A 20,631-nucleotide genomic window follows, 5' to 3' on the forward strand; every position below is an offset into this window, starting at 1 on the left:
CACTGGAAGCTCCAGTGACACGTCGCGATCACGGGTCGGATCGGCGCTGGTAGTGGCCGCCGCCGCCCGCCGTCCAGCGCCACACCCCCGCGCCGCGCACGGGAACTCGGTCCGATGCCGGGACCCGCCGCCGGCCCGCCACCGCGGGCGGCGTTGATCGCCGGCGGTCACAGCTCGCCCCGGCGCCAGGCCTCGGCCTCGGCCTCGGCTCGCAGCGCCTTCTCGTCCGGCGCCGGCGGTCGCGCCCGGTCGGCCCAGCGCAGCAGGAGCCGGGCGAGCTGCCCCACGTTGTCCGGCCGCGCTGATCCGTGGACGGCGAAGTACGTGACGATCGGGCCGGTGAGGGGATCGTCCGCGTCGCAGCGGGCGCACAGGAGCACGTCGCTGCGGCCCCGGACCGGGTTTCCCGACGTGTTCGTCCAGGCGTGGGGGCGGCGCAGGACGGCGAGGACGCTGTCGGCGCGGCATCGGGGGCACGCCCAGTCGCCCATCACGCGTGGCCGATCGCGTTGGCCCCGAGCAGCGCCTTGACGTCGCCGTAGAACGCCGGTTCCGGCGCGACCCGGAAGGGCAGGTCCATCAGCACGCTGGTGGTCCCGTGGCGGTGCACGCGCACGTGGACGGGAGCCCGGCCGGGATGGGCGGTCAGGATGTGCCTGAACTCCCGGACCAGCCGCGGGTTCAGCTGAGTCTCCTGGACCGAGATCACCACGGGAGGCTCGGTGCCGGCCTGGGAGACGTCGAGGAGCTTGACCTCCTCGCCGTAGACGCTCACCGTCTCGTCGCGTACGTTGATCCGTCCCCGCACGGAGATCACGCGGTCCTGGGCCAGTGCTTCGCCGTACAGGGTGTAGGTCTTGGGGAAGATAAGGCATTCCACGGCGGCGTCGTGGTCCTCGAGGGTGACGATCGCCCACGGGCTGCCCTGCTTGGTGACCTTGCGCTGCAGGCCGGAGACGATGCCGCTGACGCGGCACACGCCGTCCTGCCGTCCGGAGGCCAGGAGGTCGGCGATGGTGGTGTCGCGGTTGGCGTCCAGGACGCGTTCGGCGCCGTCGAGCGGGTGGCTGGAGACGTAGAGGCCGAGCATCTCGCGTTCGAAGGCGAGCAGGGTGGCCTTGTCCCACTCTCCCTCGGGGATCGCGATCGAGAAGGCGCCGCTCTCGCCCGGCTGCCCGAACAGCGATTCCTGGCCGCGGGCCGCGTTCCGTTTGACGTCGATGACCGCGTCGACGGCCTGCTCGTGGACCGCGACCAGGGCCTTGCGATGATGCCGCAGGCTGTCGAAGGCGCCGGCCTTGGCCAGCGACTCGATGACGCGCTTGTTGCAGACGGCGGACGGGACCTTGGCGAGGAAGTCGTTGAAGTCGGTGAAGTGGCCGGCGGCTTCCCGGGTGGCGACGATGGCGTCCACGACACCGGCTCCGACGTTGCGCACGGCGCCCAGCCCGAAGCGGATGTCGGAGCCGACGGCGGCGAAGTCGAGCCGGCTGGCGTTGACGTCGGGGGGCAGCACCCTGATGCCCAGGCGCCGGCTGTCGGCCAGGTAGACGGCCATCTTGTCCTTGTCGTCGCCGACCGAGGTGAGCAGCGCGGCGAGGTACTCGCTGGGGTGGTTGGCCTTGAGGTAGGCGGTCCAGTAGGAGACCAGCCCGTAGCCGGCGGTGTGCGACTTGTTGAAGCCGTAGCCGCTGAAGGGGACCAGGACGTCCCAGACCGCCGTGATCGCCTCCTCGGCGAAGCCGCGCTCGCGCATGCCGGTGGAGAACCGGTCCCATTCGGCGTCCAGGACCTCCTTCTTCTTCTTGCCCATGGCGCGGCGCAGCATGTCGGCGGCGCCGAGGGAGTACCCGGCCAGTTGCTGGGCGATGGCCATGACCTGCTCCTGGAAGACGACCAGATGGTAGGTGTCGCCCAGGATGGGCTCGAGGACCTCCCCGAGCTCGGGGTGGATCGGCTCGACCGGCTGCCTGCCGGTCTTGCGCAGCGCGTAGTTGGTGTGGGCGTTCATCTCCATCGGGCCGGGCCGGTACAGCGCGTTCACCGCGGCGATGTCGGTGAACGTGGTGGGCTGCATCAGTCTCAGCAGCACCCGCATGCCGCCGCTGTCCAGCTGGAAGACGCCGAGCGTGTCACCGCGGGCCAGCAGTTCGTACGTCCTGGCGTCGTCGAGCGGGACGTCGAAGATGTCGATGTCGATGCCCTTGTTGGCGCGGACGCCCGCGATCGCGTCGCCGATCACGGTGAGGTTGCGCAGGCCGAGGAAGTCCATCTTCAGCAAGCCCATGTCCTCGGCCTGGGTGAAGGGGAAGCCGGTGATGACCGGGCCGTCGGCCTTGGGCCTGGCCAGCGGGATCACGTCGATCAGCGGCTCGCTGGACAGGATCACACCCGCGGCGTGGATGCCGGTGCCGCGGGTGAGGCCCTCGATGCCGACCGCGGTGTCGATCACCTGCTTGACGTCGGGGTCCTGCTCGTACATCTGGCGCAGCTCGGCCGCCTCGCCGTGGCGCGCGTGGCGCTCGTCGTGGATGGCGGCCAGCGGGATCTCCTTGCCGCCGACCGCCGCGGGGAACGCCTTGGTGATGCGATCGCCCAGGGCGTACGGCAGGCCCAGCACGCGACAGGAGTCCTTGATGGCGGCTTTGGCCTTGATGGTGCCGAAGGTGACGATCTGGCAGACCCGGTCGGCGCCGTACTTGCGGGTGACGTAGTCGATCATCTCGTCGCGCCGCCGGTCGTCGAAGTCGAGATCGACGTCCGGCATGGAGACGCGCTCGGGGTTGAGGAAACGCTCGAAGATCAGCTTGTGCTCGATCGGGTCGAGCTGGGTGATCCCCGTGCAGTAGGCGACGAGTGATCCGGTGGCGGAGCCGCGGCCGGGGCCCAGGCCGATGCCGTTCTCCCGGGCGTACCGGCAGATGTCGGCCACCACCAGGAAGTAGCCGGGGAAGCCCATGGTGTCGATGACCGACAGCTCGTAGTCGATGCGGTCGAGCACCTCCTGCGGCGGGTGCCCGCCGTAGCGGCGCCGCGCTCCCCGCAGGGTCTCCTTGCGCAGCCAGCTGGACTCGCTCTCGCCCTCGGGGACGGGGAAGCGCGGCGTCAGGTCCCGATGGGCGAACACCTCGTCGTAGTCGCCGATCCGCTCGGCGACCAGCAGGGTGTTGTCGCAGGCGCCCGGCACCTCGGCGTCCCACAGCGCGCGCATCTGCTCGGGGGACTTGACGAAGTAGCCGCTGCCGCCGAAGCGGAAGCGGCCGGCGTCGGTGAGCCGCTTGCCGGTGCCGACGCACAGCAGCACGTCGTGCGCCTGGGCCTGGTCCTCGGTGACGTAGTGCGAGTCGTTGGTGGCCAGGGGCGGCAGGTCGAGCTCCTTGCCGAGCCTGAGCAGGTCGTCGCGGACCCGGCGCTCGATGGGGAGGCCGTGGTCCATCAACTCCAGGAAGTAGTTGTCCGGACCGAAGATGTCGCGACAGCGGGCGGCGGCCTCGACGGCCTGGCTGTACTGGCCGAGCCGCAGCCGGGTCTGCACCTGGCCGGACGGGCAGCCGGTCGTGGCGATGAGGCCCTGGCTGTGCTCGGCGAGCAGCTCATCGTCCATGCGCGGATATTTCTGGACGTGTCCTTCCAGCCAGGCGCGGGACTGCAGGCGGAACAGGTTGCGCAGGCCCCGGGCATCGGCCGCCCACATCGTCATGTGGGTGTACAGGCCGCGCCCGGAGACGTCACCGCCCTCGCCGGTCTCGTCGTCGGAGCGGCGCAGCGCCAGGTTGTCGCTGTAGAACACCGGCTGCCGCTGGTGCCGAGAGGCGGGCGCGACGTAGCTCTCGATGCCGATGATCGGCTTGATCCCCACCCGGCGAGCCGTTCGGTAGAACTCGTACGCGCCGTGCACGTTGCCGTGGTCGCTCATCGCCACGGCCGGCATCTCCTGCCGGGAGACCTCGTCCATCAGCAGGCCGACCTTGGCGGCGCCGTCGAGCATGCTGTACTCGGTGTGCACGTGGAGATGGACGAATGACCTCACCGAAGACCACGCCTCCCAGTTGTAGGCTCGGCTGCGAACCCGAGCATTCGACCCGAGAGCAGGACCGGTTGTCCAACAATCGACACGCCGATACGCCACAACCAGCGGTTGTCGAGCGAGGCAGGGCGGACCTCGATCTCGGCACGGTCCGCGCCTTCGTCGCCGTCACCGAGGACCGGTCCTTCAGCGAGGCCGCGGCCCGGCTGGGCATCAGCCAGCAGGCCGTCTCCAAGCGGATCGCGAGGCTGGAGTCCGACCTCGGCGTGCGGCTGTTCTTCCGGTCACGTAACGGGGCCGACCTCACCGAGGACGGCAGGACGTTCCTGCATCACGCGCGCGCCCTCGTCGGCATCGCCGACCAGGCACTCGAGGTGCTGCGCGGCCGGCGCCGCTCGCTCCGGGTCGACGTGCTGGACACCCGGCTCGGGTCCATCGACCTGATCCGGGCCTTCCACCAGACCGCCGAGGACGTCGACATCGACGTCGTCACCTCCAACGGGCTGCGATCGGCGCGCGGCGCGCTCGCCCGCGGGTCCGTCGACGCCGCCTTCGCCCGCGTCAGCGGGACGCTGGAGGAGGACCTCCGGTACGTCCCGGCCTACCTGGAACCGTTGCACCTGCTGATGGGCCGCGACCATCCCCTCGCCGAGCGGCGGGACGTGACGATGGAACAGCTGTCGGGATCGACCGTGTGGATGCCCGGCAACGTCCCGGACAGCGAGTGGGCCGAGTTCTACCGCTTCCTCGGCGCCGCGTTCGACATCCGGATCGACACCTCGGGGCCGGACTTCGGCTGGGAGTACTTCGTGGAGGAGATCGGCGCCGGCGAGCGCATCGGGTTTGTGGGGAAGCTGTGCCGGCTCCCCTGGCATCCGCGCACCGTCCAGGTCCCGATCGTCGAGCCCGTGCCCGTGTACCCGTGCTCGCTGCTGTGCCACCGGCAGAACCATCACCCGGTGCTGGCCCGGCTCATCCGCTTCGTCGAGGCCACCTTCCGGCCGTTCGACCCGCGGCACCAGTGGCTGCCGGACCCCGACCGCGCCGTCATCGCCGCCGGTCCAGGACCGCGTTAGCCGGCGCTCACCCGCTGGACCGTACGGGTCACCGGCGCCGTTGACCCAGCCGGATGCAGGATCTCTCCCAGTGGCGTGCCTACCGTCCTGGCCATGAGAAGGCGGACTGCCGGCCTTCGTGATCGGCGCGGGCGCCCCGGGTGGTCGGCGCCCCGCCACCCAGCCATCGATGGCACACCCAGACCCTCGGTCCTGCCCTTATTGGGCATGATCCGGCAGGAGCGCCAACCGGACATGATGACGATGACCTGCGAGGTACGGCGGCGCGAGTACCGGGCCTGCATCAAGCTCGGCGTGCAGGTCCTGGACCATCCGGCCGCGTTCCGCGGCGATCGGTCAAGTCAGGCCTACCGGCGCGGGTGCGTGGACCTGCGGACCCTCACCGAGGTCGGCCTGTGCACCACCAGGTGCCGACTCAGCACCGGCTGTGGATCTGATCCTCCTCACGCCAGCGGCGCAGCACCAGTCGCTCAGTTCTCAACCTCGTCACCAGTCAGTCACCTTTCAGGCAGTCGGCTCCGCAGACGCAGGGAAGGCGCCTACCATCGGTTGGCCTCGTGCTCGCACTCTAGATGGGAGATCAACGAGCCGCCGCTCCGTGGGTGCGATCCGATGCGGGATCGGCGAGCCACCGGTCGAACCACGCGCGGGTGCGCCGCAGCACGTCGAGCTGGTGGTTGCGCTCCTGGATCGCGTGGCCTTCTCTCGGATAGACGACGAACTCGTGCTCGACCCCGAACCACCGCAGCGCACGATGGAAGTACGTGGCCTGGCCGACCGGCACGTTCGTGTCGTCCTCGCCGTGCAGGATCAGCACCGGCGTGCGGATCTTCGAGGCGTACGCGATGGGGCTGACCTGGTCGTGCCGGTGTGGGCCGGTGCCCTCCCAGCCGCAGCTTCCACCGAGCCCTGCTTCCAGGATTCCCCACTCACCGGTCGCGACGAGCATGCCCCAGTCGCTGATGCCGGCACCCATCACCGCGGCCTTGAACCGGCTCGTCTGCCCGACGGCCCAGGCGGCCATGAACCCGCCGTGGCTCCACCCGCCGATTCCGAGCCGATCCGGATCGGCGACGCCGTCGGCGATCAGCAGGTCGATGCCGCTGACGATGTCCGTCCATTCGTCCATGCCGACCGCGCCCGCCACGGCCGCGGCGAACGCGTGCCCGTGCCCCTCGCCGCCCCGTGGGTTGGGCAGGAAGACGGCGTAGCCGGCGGTCGCGAGCCACTGCCCGGACGGGTTCACGCTGAGCATGAACCGGTCGGCATGCCTGTCGTACGGCCCGCCGTGCACCAGCGTGATGAGCGGGAACGGGCCGTCGTGGCGGCTTCTCCCAGCCGGCAGGATCAGCAACCCGTCGAGGTCGAGCCCGTCGGACGCCTTGTACGAGAGGCGTTCCTGCCTTCCCCACCCGAGCTCGCGCAGCTCAGGCCTGGTGTCGCTGAGCCGGATGAGCCGACCGTCAGGCGGCCCGGCGTGGACGTTCATCGGCTCGTACGCCGTGCTCGCCAGCGCGGCGACGACCTCGCCCGAGCGACTCGCGGTGAGTGAGGCGGCGTGGCCCTCCACGGAGGACATCCACTGGAACCGCCGCGATTCGGGATCGAGCCGGTAGACCGCGGTGTCGAGCCCGTCGGCGAACAGCGCCAGCGGCGGCCCGTCGGCAACCTGCGCCAGACCAGACGGGCAGACGGTCATGCCGCCGGTCAGATTTCGGTGATCCCCCGCAGCGCCGGACTCGGGCACGGTGAGTTCGAAGACAGCGCGGCCCCCGACCGGACCAGGCGGGGTCGTCGCCAGGTAGCACAGATGCCAGCTGCCGTCCGTGTTCCACCAGGTCGGCGAGGACGCCTCCGACGCCGCCGGGCCGAGATCCCGGACCTTGCCGGTCTCCAGGTCGACGACATGCAGGTCGCAGGTGAAGCGGACAGGATCGATGTCCGGGGTGGCCCAAGTGAGCACCGCGAGCGGTCCGCCGTCCGGACGCTGCGCCAGTTCGACGACGTGCCTGTCGCCGAATCCGTCCACCTCGCGGAACTGACCGGTGTCCAGGTCGAGCAGCCACAACCGGCCGTGAGGCACCCGCTCTCCCCACACTTCGGCGTCGTCGCGTTCAGCCTGCCGGCGCTCGTCCTCATCCGTCGGCTGCGCCGCGGCCACCACCGCGACCAGCCGGCCGTCGGCGAGCGGAAGATGGTCGGAGATCCCGCTCGTCCAGGTGGTCAGCACCTCCGCCTCGCCGCCGTCGAGCGATATCCGATGTATCTGGACGGTGCCTCGCTCCACCCGATCCGACCCGAAGAAGAGCGAGGCCGAATCGGGCGCCCAGCGCGGGAGGAAGTCCTTCGCCGTACCCGCGGTCACCTTCCTGGGCGGTGCGCTCCCGTCAGTCGCGGCGACCCAGATCGCGCTGATCGCGTGCTGCTCTTTCCGCCCGATCGCGGCGACCGTGTAGGCCACCCGCCGACCGTCCGGAGAGATCACCGGGTGCAGCGGCGCGGCACCGTCCACGATCAGCTGCGGCGTGACCTTACTCATGAGACTCGTCCCCCAGCGTCGAAGGTGCTGATCCGCCCTTCGGCGATCATGCCTCAGATCCGTGACGACCGGGCATCTCCGGCAGGCCCTTCATCCTGGAACGCGATGAGCCCCAGATCAGTTACGGGTAACCTCCGAGGGCTGCGACGTAGCCTTTCCCGAATTCCCACCTTGACCGCCTCCCGCGATCTCGGCACCATGCCCGTCATGAGTGTCGGCCTCGTCATCGCGATGCCCCTCCGTCAGTGGGGGCTCGTCGACGCGTGCATGGACAACGACGCCGGCGTCGAGACGGTAGACGGCAGTCGTCAGCGGGCGCGCAGCGTCCGACGGGCCGGTTGGGATCAGATCGCCCACTGGACACCCGGCGTTCCGGGCTCAGGAAAGTGGCCGCCGCCGGACGAGATCGTGAAACCCGAACTCACGATCGCCCGATGGCTTCTCACGGTTGACGTCCTCGAGCGCTGGGCGGCAACCGGTGACCGGGTGGGACATCACGACACGGCCGCTCAGGAACGTGAGCTTCGAGATCTGATCGTTTCTCGGCTCCAGGCACACGGCGTTCAGATTCCGCCCGTTCGGCGATGACGGATGTCGGTGAGAACACCCCGGTGCACCGGTAAGGCGGACCGGGGCTCGTGATCAATCACACGGACGGCCGACCACGCGCTTCGGCGTCACGAGCGCGGGTCAGCTCGACGGTGCCAGGCCGAGACCGGCCCGCAGGTCGGGGTAGGTCGGGGTCCAGCCGAGTTCTCGCGTCGCTCTGGCATGGGAGACCCGCATCGAGGTGTCGATCATCAGATGTCCCAGGTAGGGAACGGCCAGGCGCATCATCCACCGGGGCAGCGCGAGCGGCCGCGGGGTGCCGTGTGCCCGGGCGACCGCGGTGATGAAGTCACGCCAGCTCGCCGGGTGGTCGTCGACGATGTTGTAGGCCTGCCCGTCCCTGCCGCGTTCCATGGCCGCGACCGCGGCCGCCGCCGCGTCCTCCACATGGATGAACGACGTGGTTGCCGTCCTGCCACGCGGTAGCACCGGAGCTCGCCTGCGCATCAGGTCCGCGAACATGTCGCTGAACGCGTTCCTGCCGTAGAACATCCCGTAGCGCAGGGCGATGCCCTCGATGCCGTCCGCGGCGAAGACCTGCTGCTCGGTGGCCACGCTGGCGTCCGTCACCAGATCGCCCACGTTGCCGACGCGCAGGCCGAAGACGTCGTCCTCGGTCAGGACCCGGCTGCCGTGATCGCGGTAGCCGTACCCGGTGATCAGCGACTGGGTGACGAAGCGCCGGGCGCCTGTCACGCGCGCGGCCTCGAGCAGGTGCGCGGTCCCCCTGCCGCGCAGGGCGAGGGTGGGGTCGTCGGGGCGCAGCGTGCGGCGCGCGCCGCGGAGCGCCGTGGCCTGGTGCATGACCACGTCGACGGCGCGGCCGTCCACGGCGCGCAGCAGCCCGTCCCGGTCCATCACGTCGGCCACCACCGCGATCGCGCCGCGATCCGCGACGAGCCTCCCCTTGGCGGGGTCGCGGATGATCGCGGTCACCTGGTGACCCGCCGCCTCCAGCGCGGACAGCAGCGGCAGCCCGATGGCGCCGGTCGCCCCGGCGAGCAGCACCTTCATCGCGATCCTCGCTTCGCGTGGTGCTTGTGGTTCGACACCTGTCCTCCCTGTGCACATCGACGTCGGCGTGCGCCGCTTCGGTGGATGGGACGAGACAGCCCGTCCGGATGTGACAGTTCGGGACAGGTCAGCCCGGCAGCTCGCTGTCGGCGTGGCGGGTCGGTGACGAGTCCTGCTCAGGCGGGGCCGGCCACGGCTTCACGATCTGGCCGCGCTCGAGGCTGGTCGCCATGGCGACGAGCCGGGCGCAGATCTGCTCGATGTTCTGGTACGCCTGGTCGCGCTCGGCGATGATCACCGCGAGCAGCAGCGCGGTCAGCGCCGCCGACCCGTTGAAGGCCTGCAGCGTGACCATGTCGACCAGCAGATCATGGTGCGCGAACGGACCGGTGCCGCGGGCGGCGGCGACGATCGCGACGGTGGAGACGACCAGCGCGCAGGCCGTCGCGCCCAGCAGCCTGAAATGCAGGGCGGCCCAGATGAGGAACGGGAAGACGAGGAACAGCAGGTTGATGGAGCTGCTCGTCGCCACCAGCGTCACCAGGAAGATGCTGACCAGCAACGCCACCGCCTCCGCCACCCGGGCCGGACGCGGGTGCCACGGCCCTTGGAAGGCCCGGTGGAGCGCGAGCAGGAACGGCGTGACCACCAGCACGCCCATGGCGTCGCCCGTCCACCACACCGACCACGTCGGCCAGAACTCGCCCGGCCGTACCACGTCGGCCAGCACCAGCGTGGCGCTGCCCACCGTGGCGCTGATCAGCATCCCGGCCAGGGCGCCGAGGAACACCAGCGCGAGCGCGTCCCGCAACCGTAGCAGCGAGCTACGGAACCCCACGCTGGTGAGCAGCAGGTAGGAGCACAGCGGGGCGAGCGTGTTACCCACGGAGATCGCCACGACCGCGGGCATCGACGGGCCGAGCGTGATGTTGACGATGAAGGCGCCCAGGGTGATCCCCGGCCACATGCGCACGCCCAGCAGCAGAAGGCACGCCAGGGCGATGCCGGTGGGTGGCCACAACGGCGTGACCTGCCCCCGGACCAGCTCTTGCTGGAGCCCCAGTTTGGCCGCCGCGACGTAGAGGCCCGCGACCAGCAGGACGCGCAGGCCCGTCGCAGCGTGACCCCGGAGCCCTCCGTCGTGCCCCACGAAGCCTCACCACGCAGAAAGTCGAACAGGTCGAGGCTGCCTGCCCCACCTTATCGCTCCGCGACTCCCGGCATAAGGCTTGACATGCCCGCCGACCTGGGACGACGCGATCACCCAGCCACCGCGAAGAAGGCCGCCGCACCTCGCGGACCTCCCTATCGATCCGATTCTGGGATATCATCGCCATATGGCGATCAATGATGGTGGCCGGTGCGTCAGCGCCGACATCGCCGCGGGGATGTCCCCCGCGACCGCGTTGTTCCACTCCCTGTCCGACGAGAACCGGCTACGCATCGTGCAGCGGCTGGCCAGAGGCGAGGCGAGGGTGGTGGACCTGACCTGCGAACTCGGCCTGGCCCAGTCCACGGTCTCCAAGCACCTGTCCTGCCTGCGCGACTGCGGCCTGGTCGACTACCGGCCCGCGGGCCGCCAGTCGTTCTACTCCCTGACCCGGCCCGAGCTGATGGACCTGCTGGCCTCGGCCGAGCACCTGCTGGCCGCCACCGGCCACGCGGTCACCCTGTGCCCCGTCCACGGCATCGCGGCGGACGAGCACGCCGACGGGACCGATCTCGTCGCGGGACAGGGCGTGTCGTGACCGCGCTGGACCTGCCCGGCCCGCACCCGGCGCGGCGCGCCGTCCTGCGGCGCCGCATCCGGCTGCTGGTCGCGGCGACGATCACCTACAACGTGATCGAGGCGGCCGTCGCCATCACGGCCGGCGGCATCGCCTCCTCGGCGGCGTTGATCGGCTTCGGTCTGGACTCGGTCGTCGAGGTCGCCTCGGCCGCGGCGGTGGCCTGGCAGTTCTCCGCCGCCGACCACGAACGGCGGGAGCGAGCCGCACTGCGGGTCATCGCGATCTCGTTCTTCGCGCTGGCCGCCTACGTCGCCGTCGAGGCCGGGCGCGCGCTCCTCGGCGCCGGGCAGGCCGATCACTCCACGCCGGGGCTGATCCTGGCCGCGGTGTCCCTGCTGGTGATGCCCTTCCTGTCGGCCGCGCAGCGCCGGGCCGGCCGCGAGCTCGGCTCGGCCTCGGCGGTGGCCGACTCCCGGCAGACGCTGCTGTGCACCTACCTGTCCGCGGTCCTGCTCGCAGGGCTGGCGCTCAACAGCCTGTTCGGCTGGTCGTGGGCCGACCCGGTCGCCGCCCTGGTGATCGCCGGCGTGGCGGTCAGGGAAGGGCGGGCGGCCTGGCGCGGGGACGGCTGCTGCGCCGTACCGGCCACGTCGTCGCGCCGGTCGGCCGCTGCCACGTCCGTCGCCTGCGGCGATGGCTGCTGCTCGAACACCACGGAGGACACCCGATGACCGGCCGTCCGATGCCCGCTCACGTGCGGGCCGCATATCGCGCCGAGATGAGCGCCGCCCGCGCCGCCGCCGACGCCGCGACCCGGTGGCGGCATCTGGAACGGGCGCACATCCTGTCCCAGCCCTGGCCGTGGCCGCACACCCGCAACCACGTGGCCATGTTCGCCCTGGCCGTCGCCCAGCGCGATCGCCGGGAGGCGTTCGGGCAGGTGATCAGGATCATCGTGGCCGCGCCCGGCTCCGCGCTGGGCCGCTATCCCGAGGGCAACACGGGCCGCGCCCGGGTCGGCCTGACCCAGCCCATGCCGATGCCTGCCGACCTCGCCGAGCTGCTGCACGCCGCCGCCTGATCGCGGGCGCCGCCGGCCGGGCGGCGACGGGATCGGGCCTTCCCGGTGGAGGCGCCCGATCCCGGTCGCGGGCCGCCGTCGGCTCAGGTGCTCGTGCTGTGGGCGGCCCTGCCCTGGGCCAGCAGCCGTTCGGCCTCCTCGTCGGTGAGTGATTCCAGCAGCCGGTGCATCTCCTGCTCGGCCAGCACCGCCAGGTTGGCGATGGAGAAGTCGTCGAAGGCCCGCTCCGGCGAGACGGTGACGCCCAGGGCGCGGTTGACGTCGATCAGGATCTGGTTGGCCATCACCGAGTCCCCGCCGAGCTCGAAGAATCCGTCCCGGACGCCGATGGGCTGGATGCTCATCGCCTTCTGCCAGATCGCCGCGATCTGCCGCTCCAGGTCGTTGCGCGGCGCGACGTACTCCGTCGCCAGGTCGGGCCGGTGCGAGGACTGCGTGCCGATGGACCGCAGCCGGTCCACCTCGGCCGTGGCGATCTCGGACAGGAACGACCGGCCCGTGTCGGATGGGTAGAACTGCGCCAGGTTCCGCAGGTCGAACGGCAGCACCACGGGCTGCGCGCGCTCCCCTGCCGCCAGGCTCGCGAACGCGGCCGCCCCGGCGTCGGGGAGGATGGCCCTGGCCGCGGTGCGCAGCTCGCGGTCGTTGTCGGTCTCCCAGGCGGCGGCCATGCCCGCCGCCCAGGGTCCCCAGTCGAAGCTGACCGCGGGCAGGCCTTCGGCCCTGCGGTGGTGGGCCAGGGCGTCGAGGACGGCGTTGGCCGCCGCGTACCCCGCCTGGCCCGGCGAGCCGAGCACTCCCGCGGCGCTGGAGAAGAGGGCGAACCAGTCCAGGTCGTCACCGGAGGTGAGCTCGTGCAGGTGCCGGGCGCCCGACACCTTGGGGCCGAAGACGTCCTGCACCCCGCGGGCTTCGAGGTCGAGCAGCGGGCCGTTGTGCAGCAGCCCGGCCGCGTGGACGACGCCGCGCAGCGGCCCGCCGGCCCGGGCCTGCCGCAGCGCGCCGTCGAGCTGGCGACGGTCGGCCACGTCCGCGGCCAGGACGCGCACGTCCACGCCGCGCGCCCGCCAGGCGGACACCTCGGCGCCCTCGCGTGCCGTCCTGCCGATCAGCACGAGCCGGCGGGCGCCCAGCTCGACCAGGTGCGCGGCCACCCGCAGGCCCAGCGCGCCGGTGCCGCCGGTGATGGCGTAGCCGCCGTCGGCACGGACCGGGACCGGCGGGCCCACCGGCCCGTCGTCGGGCGCGATCCGCCTGACGTACCGCAGGCCGGAGCGGTACCCGACCTCGGCGTCCGCCCATTGCGCCGCCAGTTCCTCGCGGATCGTGGACACCGGGTCCTGATCGTCGGGGTCGAGGTCGAGGCAGAGGAACTCCAGCGAGGGGTGCTCCAGCGGGATCACCTTCGCCAGCCCCCAGACGGCCGCGGCGAACGGGTCGCGCACCGGGTGCCCGCCCACGGGCTGGGCGCCGGTGGTGGCGAAGAGCACCCGCGGGGTCTGCCCGGCGATGCCGTACGACAGCGCCCGCAGCAGCAGCGCGGCCGACAGCGTCCCCGTGTCCGCGTCGGCGCCGGGCAGGTGGATCACGCCGCGCAGCGGGCCCGTGGCCGTCAGGTGGTGCACGAGCTGCCGGTAGTGGCCGGCCTGGCCCGGGTCGATCGACAGTTCCCCGGCGTCCAGCCGGAGATCTCCGGTCGTGCGGCAGATCCGGAATCCCGCCCGCTCGGCCAGCCGGTCGGCCAGCCGCTCCCCCGGCGGGGCGATCACCACCCACCCGTCGGGGAACAGGCCGGTCGGGCACGCGGGGACGGGCCGGGGGCGCCAGGTCACCTGGTAGAGCCGGAGTCCGGGCAGGCGGGCGGCCTGCGGGTCCAGGACGGCACGCCGCAGGGTGAGCCCGGTGACGCGGGCCACCGGCGCCCCGTCCTCACCGGTCAGGTCGAGGTCCGCGGTCAGCTCCGCGCCACTCGACGCTCCGAGCGTCACGTGCACGTGGGTGGCCGCGTCCGGCTCGGCCCACCACGTCAGCTCCTCGACGGCGACGGGAAGGGCGGGGCCGCGGCCCGGGTCCACGAGCGCGGCGACCACGTGGAAGGCCGCGTCGAGCAGGCGGACGCGATCCCCGCCGCCGGAGAGCACGCCCAGCGCCTCGCCGCTTCCCTTCCACACCCGCTCGACCCCGCGGAAGGCGGGCCCGTAGTCGAGGCCGTGCCGGCGCAGCAGCTCGTACAGCTCGGCGCCCGCGACCTCGTGGGGGCAGCGTGCCCGTACGCGCGCCAGGTCCAGGGGGGCGGGGGCGGGCGGGGCGGCCACGAGACGTCCGGCCGCGTGCTCGCGCCACTGGCCGTCGTCATCGCGGGCGTGGACGGTGACCGTCCGCCGCTCCCTGTCGAGGGTCGTCTGCAGACGGCGTCTGCCGACCAGCACCAGCGGGCGGTGCAGGCGCAGCCCCGCCACCGCCTCGTGCCGCCCGCCCGCGCGGCGCAGCAGGTCCGCGTAGCCCGCCGCGGGGAAGACCACCTGCTCGCCGACCTTGTGGTCGGACAGGTACGGCAGCGTCACCGGGTCCAGGTCGCCCTGCCAGATCGTGTGGCCCGGCGACGTGGCCAGGTCCAGCGCGCCGCCCAGCAGCGGGTCGGCGCCGGCGCGGCGGTCGCCCGCGGGGCGGTCCAGCCAGAAGCGGCGGCGGCGCCACGGCGTGACCGGGGCGCTCACGACGGGCGAGCCGGACGGGTAAAGGCGCCGCCACCGGACGGCCGCGCCCAGCCCGAACAACGCGCCCAGCGTGCGCAGCACGGCGAGCTGTTGCCCATCGCCGTCGTCGACGCAGGTCAGCACCCGTGCGCGGGTTCCGGCCAGGGCGCGCAGGGAAGCCTGGAGCACCGGCTTCGGCCCGACCTCGAGCAGCACGTCCACGCCGTCGTCCAGCGCGGCGGTGACCGCGTCGGCGAACAGGACGGGCTCGCGGACGCCGCGGCCCCACCGCTCGCCGTCCGTCACCGTCACGCGGCGGCCGGTGATCGTGGAATAGAGCGGCACCTCCGGCTCGGCCGGCCCGGCCGACCCGGCCTGCTCGGCGTCGAGCAGTTCGGCGGCCCGCGCCATCGACGCGGAGTGGAAGGCGTAGGCGACGGGCAGGCGCCTGGCGAAGACGCCCGCCTCGGTCAGGGCCCGCGCCACCTCCGCCAGCCTGGCGGCCGGGCCGGCCAGCACGGTGGCGGTGGGCGCGTTCACCGCGGCCACCTCGACGCCGTCCTCGCACCACCGGCGTGCCTCGGCGACGGGCAGGCCGACGGCGAGCATGCCGCCGCCGGGTGCGGCCTCGGCCATGAGCCGCCCGCGCGCGACGGCCAGCCGCATCCCCGCCTCGAGGTCCAGTTCACCGGCGGCCACCGCGGCGGAGATCTCGCCCACGCTGTGCCCCGCCACGGCGGCGGGCACGATGCCGTAGGAGCCGAGAAGCTCGGTCAGGGCGATCTGCACCGCCACGATCAGCGGCTGGGCCACCGCGGTGTGCTCGAGGTCCACCGGCTCACCGCCGTCGAGCGCCGCTTCGATCGACCAGCCCAGCAGCTCGCGCGCCGCCTCGTCGCAGCGGCGGATCACCGAGCGGAACAGCGGCTCGCCGGTCAGGAGCCCGCGGGCCATCCCGGGCCACTGGCTGCCCTGGCCGGAGAAGACGAAGGCGACGCGCGGCGGCGCGGCGGGGACAGGGGACGCCTCCTCGGGCCGGGCCGCGGCGACGGCCTGGCGCAGCTCGGCCGGACCGCCCGCGACCACGGCCGTCCGGTAGGGGCGGTGGTGCGTGCGCCGGGTGGCCATGGTGGCGGCCACCGCGAGGATCTCCGGCTCGTCGGCGGAGTCGATGCGGCGGGCCGTACGGGAGAGGAGTTCGGCGAGCTCGTCGTGACCGCGCGCGGTGAGGGGCAGCAGCAGGGGGCCCGCGCTCGGGGCCGCCGGCGCGGTGGCGGGAGCCTCGCCGACGACGACGTGCGCGTTGGTCCCGCCGAAACCGAAGCTGCTCACGCCCGCGAGGCGACGCCCGTCCGGCCAGTTCGCCGCACGGGTGGCCACCCGGAGCCGGTGCTCGTCGAAGGGGATGCGCGGGTTGGGGGTGGAGTAGTGGAGGCTGGGCGGGATGAGGCCGTGGTGCACAGCCAGGACCGTCTTGATCAGCCCGGCCACTCCGGCCGCGGCCTCCAGATGCCCGATGTTGCCCTTGACCGAGCCGATCAGGCACTCGCCCGCCTCGGGACCGCGGGCCGCGGCGAGCGAGCCGGCCTCGATGGGGTCGCCGAGCGGGGTTCCGGTGCCGTGGCACTCCACGTACCGGGCGTCGGCGGGGGCCAGCCCGGCATCGGCGTAGGCCTCGTGCAGGACGGCGCGCTGGGCGGCCGGGTTGGGGGCGGTGAGGCCGTTGGACGCCCCGTCCTGGTTCACCGCGCTCCCCCGGAGGACGGCGTAGATCCGGTCCCCTGCGGCCAGCGCGTCCTCCAGGCGCTTGAGCACGACGACGCCGCAACCCTCACCGCGCACGTAACCGTTGGCCGAGGCGTCGAACGGCTTGCAGCGGCCGTCGGGGGCGAGCATGCCCGCCTTGCTCAGCCCGATGGAGGGTTCCGGCTCGATCAGCGCGTTGACCCCGCAGGCGAGGGCCTGGTCGCAGTCTCCGGCCCGCAGGGCGCGGATCGCCAGGTGGGTGGCGACCAGCGAGGAGGAGCAGGCGGTGTCCACCGCGACGCTGGGGCCGTGCCAGTCGTAGAAGTACGACAGCCGGTTGGCGGCGACCGCGAAGGAGTTGCCCGTCGTGGTGTGGACGCTGATGCGGTCGGGGTCGGACACCTGGCGGTGGGCGTAGTCGCCGGTGGCGATGCCGACGAAGACCCCGGTGCGTGAGCCCCTCAGGCGGCCCGGTGGGCTGCCCGCGTCCTCCATGGCGTCCCAGCTGGTCTCCAGCAGCAGGCGCTGCTGCGGGTCCATGCGCAGCGCCTCCGCCTCCGAGACGCGGAAGAAGGCCGCGTCGAAGTCGGCCAGGCCGTCCAGGAAACCGCCTCGGGTGCTGATCAGTCTTCCGGGTGCGGCCGGGTCGGGGTCGGCCACGCCGTCGGGCCACCGGTCCTGTGGTACCTCCCGCACCGCCTCGGTGCCGGTCAGCAGGAGGTTCCAGTACTGCTCGGCGTCCGCCGCGCCGGGCATGCGGCAGGCCAGTCCGACCACGGCGACCGGGCCGGGGGCCGGGCCGGTCGCGGCCGTGGCGGCGCCCCGGGGCACGGAACCGGAAGCGGGCACGGCCCAGCCGCCGACGGGCCGCGGCGCCGAGGCGTCCCCGCCGCCGTCGAGGCGGCTCAGGTGGGCGGCGAGCGCGGCGATCGTCGAGTGCTCGAACAGCAGGGCGGGGTCGATGGGCCGCCCCAGCCGGCGGCCGATGCGCTCGGCCAGCTCGGCGACGCGCACCGAGTCGAGGCCGTTGGCCGCGAAGGTCTGCTCGGGGTCGGCGTCCTGCCGTCTGCCCAGCTCGGCGACCTGGGTGGCGAGCCACTCCCGCAGATCATCCCGGTTCACGAGATATCACCGTCCGTGTGCAAGATCGTGATGTCTCCGTTGTGCAGCGCGTCCCTGGTCGCCGACCGGCGTGGCTTGCCGCTGGAGGTCTTGAGCACGCTGCGAGGGGGCACCAGGTACAGCCGCGAGATCGGCACCTGCTGGTCGGCGAGGACGGCCCCGGCGATCGCCGTCGCCAGGGTGCGCAGTTCCTCCGGATCCCGCGTGGTGACCTCCTGGAGCAACGCGACGCCCTCGCCGTCCGCCCCCTGGGTCGAGAACGCCACCCCGCCGCCCGGACGCAGGCGGCGGTCCACCTGCTGGGCCACCCGTTCGATGTCGTGGGGGTAGACGTTGCGGCCACGGACGATCACGACGTCCTTGCGCCTGCCGGTGACGAACAGCCGCCCGTCGCGCAGCACCCCGAGGTCGCCGGTGCGCAGGTAGCCCGCGTCCGTGGCGGGCAGCCGGGCGCCGAACGCCGCCCCGGTCTCCTCGGGCTTGCGCCAGTAGCCGTCGGCCACACCGGGCGCCGCGACCCAGATCTCGCCCACCACGCCGTCGGGCAGCTCCCGTCCCGACCCGGGGTCCACGATCCGCACGTCGTGATCAGGAGGCAGGCCACCCGCGTCGGCCAGCTCGACCGCGCGCGGGTCGGCGGAGTCGCACTCCACCGCCTTGCCCTCGCCGAGCTCCCCGCGCAGCACATGGGCGAACCTCGGCTCGCCGCGCCGCGCGCCGGTCACGATCAGGCTCGCCTCGGCCAGGCCGTAGCAGCCGACCACCGTGCCCGGCCGCAGGCCGCTGGGCGCGAAGGCGGCCTCGAAGGCCCGCAGCACGTCCGGGTTGATGGGCTCGGCCCCGTTGAAGGCGACCTCCCAGCTGGACAGGTCGAGCCGGTCCTGCGGGATCGCGTCGGCCCGCCGGGTGCACAGGTAGTAGGCGAAGCTGGGACCGCCGCTGATCGTGCCGCCGACCCTGCTGATGAGTTCCAGCCAGCGCAGCGGCCGGTGCAGGAAGTGCATCGGGGACATCAGGTAACAGGGCATCCCGCGGAACAGCGGGTACATCACGGTGCCGATGAGGCCCATGTCGTGGTAGAGCGGCAGCCACGAGACCACCGTCCCGGTGGCGGGACGGCCGGTGAACCAGTCCATCGAGGCCAGGTTGCCGAGCAGGTGCCGGTGGCGCAGCACGACCCCCTTGGGCGACCCGGTCGAACCGGAGGTGTACTGGAGCATGGCCACGGTGTCGGGCCGGACCCTGGGAGCGCGCCACGCGTCCGCCGGCCGTCCGTCGGGCACCAGCCACGGCAGCCCCCGGAGCCCGTCCAGGCCCGCGGCGGCCTCGGCGAGGGCGACCGTCAGCGGGGAGGCGAGCACCGCCTCGGCGCCGCAGTCGGCCGCCACCCGCGCCACGCTCGCGAGCCCGGCGTCGGGCCGCGCGGGCGCCGGCGGGTAGACGGGCACCGCGACCACGCCCGCGAACAGGCAGCCGAAGAAGGCGGCCAGGAAGTCCAGGCCGGGCTCGAAGACCAGCAGCACCCGCCCGCCCGGGGCGACGCGCTCGCCGAGCAGCGCGCCGATCGCGGCGGCCCGCTGCTCCAGCTCGCCGTACGTCATCGACCTGAGGTCCTGCTCCCCGTCCACGAGGAAGCCGTAGGCGTGTCCGTCACCGCCGGCCTGCGCACGCTCACGGACCAGCCCGACCAGGGTGTCAGCCATGAGCCGGCCTCTCTCCCCCGCCCGCGCCGCCGATGTGCAGCCGCCACAGCGAGGCGGCGTCCAGCGCGCGCTGGGTGCCCACCTGCTGCACGGTGACTCCGTCGCGTTCCCACAGCCGCGGATAGGACTCCACGACCGGGGGCGGCGCGTCCTCGATGGGGGTGACCCTGTCCATCGCCTTGTCGATGTAGGGCGCCAGGTCGGCCTGCTTGGCCCGCTCGCGCTCGGTGTGCCGTTCGGCGAACTCGGGCAGCACCCGGCGACCCAGCAGGTCCAGGGACTCGCAGATGTGCTCGTGCTCGTACCGGCCGCCCTGCTGGAGCAGGATGAGCTGGTCCACCCCGGCCTCCTCCAGCCCGCGGAAGTGCTCGGCCGCCTCCTCGGGGGTGCCGACCGCCCCCAGCCCCGCCATCGGCTCGGGCTCGGTGCGCTTGAACTCCTCCCACAGGTTGGTACGGCCCGGCACGTGCGCACCGAACCGGTAGTAGTGCGCCAGCGCCCACTTGAAGAACTGCTGCCCCTCGACGCCGCGGGCGCGGGCGAGGTCGCCGTCCTCGTTGACCATGACCCCGGCCAGCATCGCGATGTTGGGGTTGACGGTCTGCCCGATGGGCTGACACTCGCGCTTGAAGGTGTCGTAGTACTCCCGCACCCAGAACCGCGCCTCCCCGGCGTCCATGAAGGAGAAGGTCAGCGCGCCCATGCCGAGCCGGGCGGCCAGCTTGAGCGTGTCGCGGTTGGTGCAGGCCACCCACAGCGGCGGGTGGGGCCGCTGGACCGGTTTGGGCACCACGTTGCGCGGCGGCATCGAGAAGTACTCACCCTGGTAGCCCGGGTACGGCTCGGCCGTCATCATCCGGGCCGCCTCGCGCACGCCTTCGGCCCACATGGCGCGTTTCTCGATGTAGTTGACCCTGAAGCCTTCCAGTTCGAGCCGGGAGCTGGACTCCCCCGTGCCCCACTCGACCCGCCCGCCGCTGACCAGGTCGAGCATGGAGATGCGCTCGGCCACCCGGGCGGGATGGTTGTAGGCGGGCGGCATGAGCGTGATGCCGTGCCCCAGCCGCATGCGCGTGGTGCGCTGGCTCACCGCCGCCAGGAACACCTCGGGCGCGGTGGAGTGGGAGTACTCCTCCAGGAAGTGGTGCTCCTGCGCCCAGGCGTACTCGATGCCCGCGGCCTCGCCCAGCTCGGCCCACTCCAGGGCGTTGGAGACCAGCTCCTGCTCGCTGTCCTGGCGCCAGGGCCGGGGCAGCTGGAGCTCGAAGAACATGCCGAACCGCATGGC

13 protein-coding genes are annotated in these 20,631 nt (G+C 72.6%); 5 read left to right on the top strand and 8 right to left on the bottom strand.

Annotated features, from left to right (window positions below; all coding sequences use genetic code 11):
* Nucleotides 1-167: 167 nt before the first annotated feature.
* Together ABZX22_RS30525 and dnaE are read right to left on the bottom strand one after the other, a co-directional pair.
* A complete protein-coding gene (locus tag ABZX22_RS30525; protein ID WP_354915357.1) occupies nucleotides 168-491 on the bottom strand; it encodes a DUF6300 family protein in 324 nt (107 codons plus the stop codon).
* On the bottom strand, nucleotides 491-4,030 hold the full coding sequence (dnaE, locus tag ABZX22_RS30530; RefSeq protein WP_354915360.1) for a DNA polymerase III subunit alpha: 3,540 nt from the start codon (nucleotides 4,028-4,030) through the stop codon (nucleotides 491-493). Before dnaE ends, ABZX22_RS30525 begins: the two co-directional genes overlap by 1 nt.
* Before the next feature lie 68 nt (nucleotides 4,031-4,098).
* Between dnaE and ABZX22_RS30535 the strand changes: the two genes are divergently transcribed.
* Nucleotides 4,099-5,103: a LysR family transcriptional regulator gene (locus ABZX22_RS30535; RefSeq protein ID WP_354915363.1), complete on the top strand. Its 1,005-nt coding sequence runs from the start codon at nucleotides 4,099-4,101 to the stop codon at nucleotides 5,101-5,103.
* Nucleotides 5,104-5,683: 580 nt separating this feature from the next.
* On the opposite strand, the gene ABZX22_RS30540 is transcribed toward ABZX22_RS30535, so the two are convergent.
* Nucleotides 5,684-7,642 (bottom strand): S9 family peptidase, encoded by a 1,959-nt coding sequence (locus tag ABZX22_RS30540; RefSeq protein ID WP_354915366.1) that lies wholly within the window; start codon nucleotides 7,640-7,642, stop codon nucleotides 5,684-5,686.
* Between the two features lie 207 nt (nucleotides 7,643-7,849).
* On the opposite strand from ABZX22_RS30540, the gene ABZX22_RS30545 reads away from it, so the two are divergent.
* On the top strand, nucleotides 7,850-8,230 hold the full coding sequence (locus ABZX22_RS30545; protein WP_354915369.1) for a hypothetical protein: 381 nt from the start codon (nucleotides 7,850-7,852) through the stop codon (nucleotides 8,228-8,230).
* 102 nt (nucleotides 8,231-8,332) lie between these two features.
* On the opposite strand, the gene ABZX22_RS30550 is transcribed toward ABZX22_RS30545, so the two are convergent.
* On the bottom strand, nucleotides 8,333-9,265 hold the full coding sequence (locus ABZX22_RS30550; RefSeq protein ID WP_354915371.1) for an NAD(P)-dependent oxidoreductase: 933 nt from the start codon (nucleotides 9,263-9,265) through the stop codon (nucleotides 8,333-8,335).
* A gap of 127 nt (nucleotides 9,266-9,392) precedes the next feature.
* The gene (locus ABZX22_RS30555; protein ID WP_354915374.1) at nucleotides 9,393-10,415 is read right to left on the bottom strand and encodes an MASE1 domain-containing protein; all 1,023 of its coding nucleotides are present in this window, start codon (nucleotides 10,413-10,415) and stop codon (nucleotides 9,393-9,395) included.
* Nucleotides 10,416-10,602: 187 nt separating this feature from the next.
* Here ABZX22_RS30555 and ABZX22_RS30560 point away from each other — a divergent pair, with 187 nt between their 5' ends.
* The 3 genes from ABZX22_RS30560 to ABZX22_RS30570 are packed head-to-tail and all read left to right on the top strand — an operon-like array spanning nucleotide 10,603 to nucleotide 12,076.
* Nucleotides 10,603-11,013: a metalloregulator ArsR/SmtB family transcription factor gene (locus tag ABZX22_RS30560; protein WP_354915377.1), complete on the top strand. Its 411-nt coding sequence runs from the start codon at nucleotides 10,603-10,605 to the stop codon at nucleotides 11,011-11,013.
* Nucleotides 11,010-11,726: a cation transporter gene (locus ABZX22_RS30565; protein WP_354915380.1), complete on the top strand. Its 717-nt coding sequence runs from the start codon at nucleotides 11,010-11,012 to the stop codon at nucleotides 11,724-11,726. Before ABZX22_RS30560 ends, ABZX22_RS30565 begins: the two co-directional genes overlap by 4 nt.
* A complete protein-coding gene (locus ABZX22_RS30570) occupies nucleotides 11,723-12,076 on the top strand; it encodes a DUF3703 domain-containing protein (RefSeq protein ID WP_354915383.1) in 354 nt (117 codons plus the stop codon). Before ABZX22_RS30565 ends, ABZX22_RS30570 begins: the two co-directional genes overlap by 4 nt.
* Nucleotides 12,077-12,159: 83 nt before the next feature.
* Here ABZX22_RS30570 and ABZX22_RS30575 read toward each other — a convergent pair whose 3' ends face one another.
* From ABZX22_RS30575 to ABZX22_RS30585, 3 genes are read right to left on the bottom strand one after another with little or no spacing between them, the layout of a single operon-like run.
* Nucleotides 12,160-17,640: an SDR family NAD(P)-dependent oxidoreductase gene (locus ABZX22_RS30575; protein WP_354915386.1), complete on the bottom strand. Its 5,481-nt coding sequence runs from the start codon at nucleotides 17,638-17,640 to the stop codon at nucleotides 12,160-12,162.
* Nucleotides 17,637-19,343, bottom strand: coding sequence for a fatty acyl-AMP ligase (locus ABZX22_RS30580; RefSeq protein ID WP_354915389.1), 1,707 nt, complete (start codon nucleotides 19,341-19,343; stop codon nucleotides 17,637-17,639). The genes ABZX22_RS30575 and ABZX22_RS30580 overlap by 4 nt, the downstream gene beginning before the upstream one ends.
* The gene (locus ABZX22_RS30585; protein ID WP_354915392.1) at nucleotides 19,336-20,628 is read right to left on the bottom strand and encodes an LLM class flavin-dependent oxidoreductase; all 1,293 of its coding nucleotides are present in this window, start codon (nucleotides 20,626-20,628) and stop codon (nucleotides 19,336-19,338) included. The genes ABZX22_RS30580 and ABZX22_RS30585 overlap by 8 nt, the downstream gene beginning before the upstream one ends.
* Nucleotides 20,629-20,631 lie beyond the last annotated feature (3 nt).

The organism is Nonomuraea sp. NPDC003804 (genome assembly GCF_040610675.1).
Classification (GTDB): Bacteria; Actinomycetota; Actinomycetes; order Streptosporangiales; family Streptosporangiaceae; genus Nonomuraea.

What these genes read in the sequence shown, in the direction of transcription:
- ABZX22_RS30560 (WP_354915377.1), top strand. Translation starts at nt 10,603, where the DNA reads ATGGCGATCAATGATGGTGGCCGGTGCGTCAGCGCCGACATCGCCGCG.
- ABZX22_RS30545 (WP_354915369.1), top strand. Translation starts at nt 7,850, where the DNA reads ATGAGTGTCGGCCTCGTCATCGCGATGCCCCTCCGTCAGTGGGGGCTC.
- ABZX22_RS30550 (WP_354915371.1), bottom strand. Translation starts at nt 9,265, where the DNA reads ATGAAGGTGCTGCTCGCCGGGGCGACCGGCGCCATCGGGCTGCCGCTG.
- ABZX22_RS30540 (WP_354915366.1), bottom strand. Translation starts at nt 7,642, where the DNA reads ATGAGTAAGGTCACGCCGCAGCTGATCGTGGACGGTGCCGCGCCGCTG.
- ABZX22_RS30580 (WP_354915389.1), bottom strand. Translation starts at nt 19,343, where the DNA reads ATGGCTGACACCCTGGTCGGGCTGGTCCGTGAGCGTGCGCAGGCCGGC.
- ABZX22_RS30570 (WP_354915383.1), top strand. Translation starts at nt 11,723, where the DNA reads ATGACCGGCCGTCCGATGCCCGCTCACGTGCGGGCCGCATATCGCGCC.
- ABZX22_RS30525 (WP_354915357.1), bottom strand. Translation starts at nt 491, where the DNA reads ATGGGCGACTGGGCGTGCCCCCGATGCCGCGCCGACAGCGTCCTCGCC.
- ABZX22_RS30585 (WP_354915392.1), bottom strand. Translation starts at nt 20,628, where the DNA reads ATGCGGTTCGGCATGTTCTTCGAGCTCCAGCTGCCCCGGCCCTGGCGC.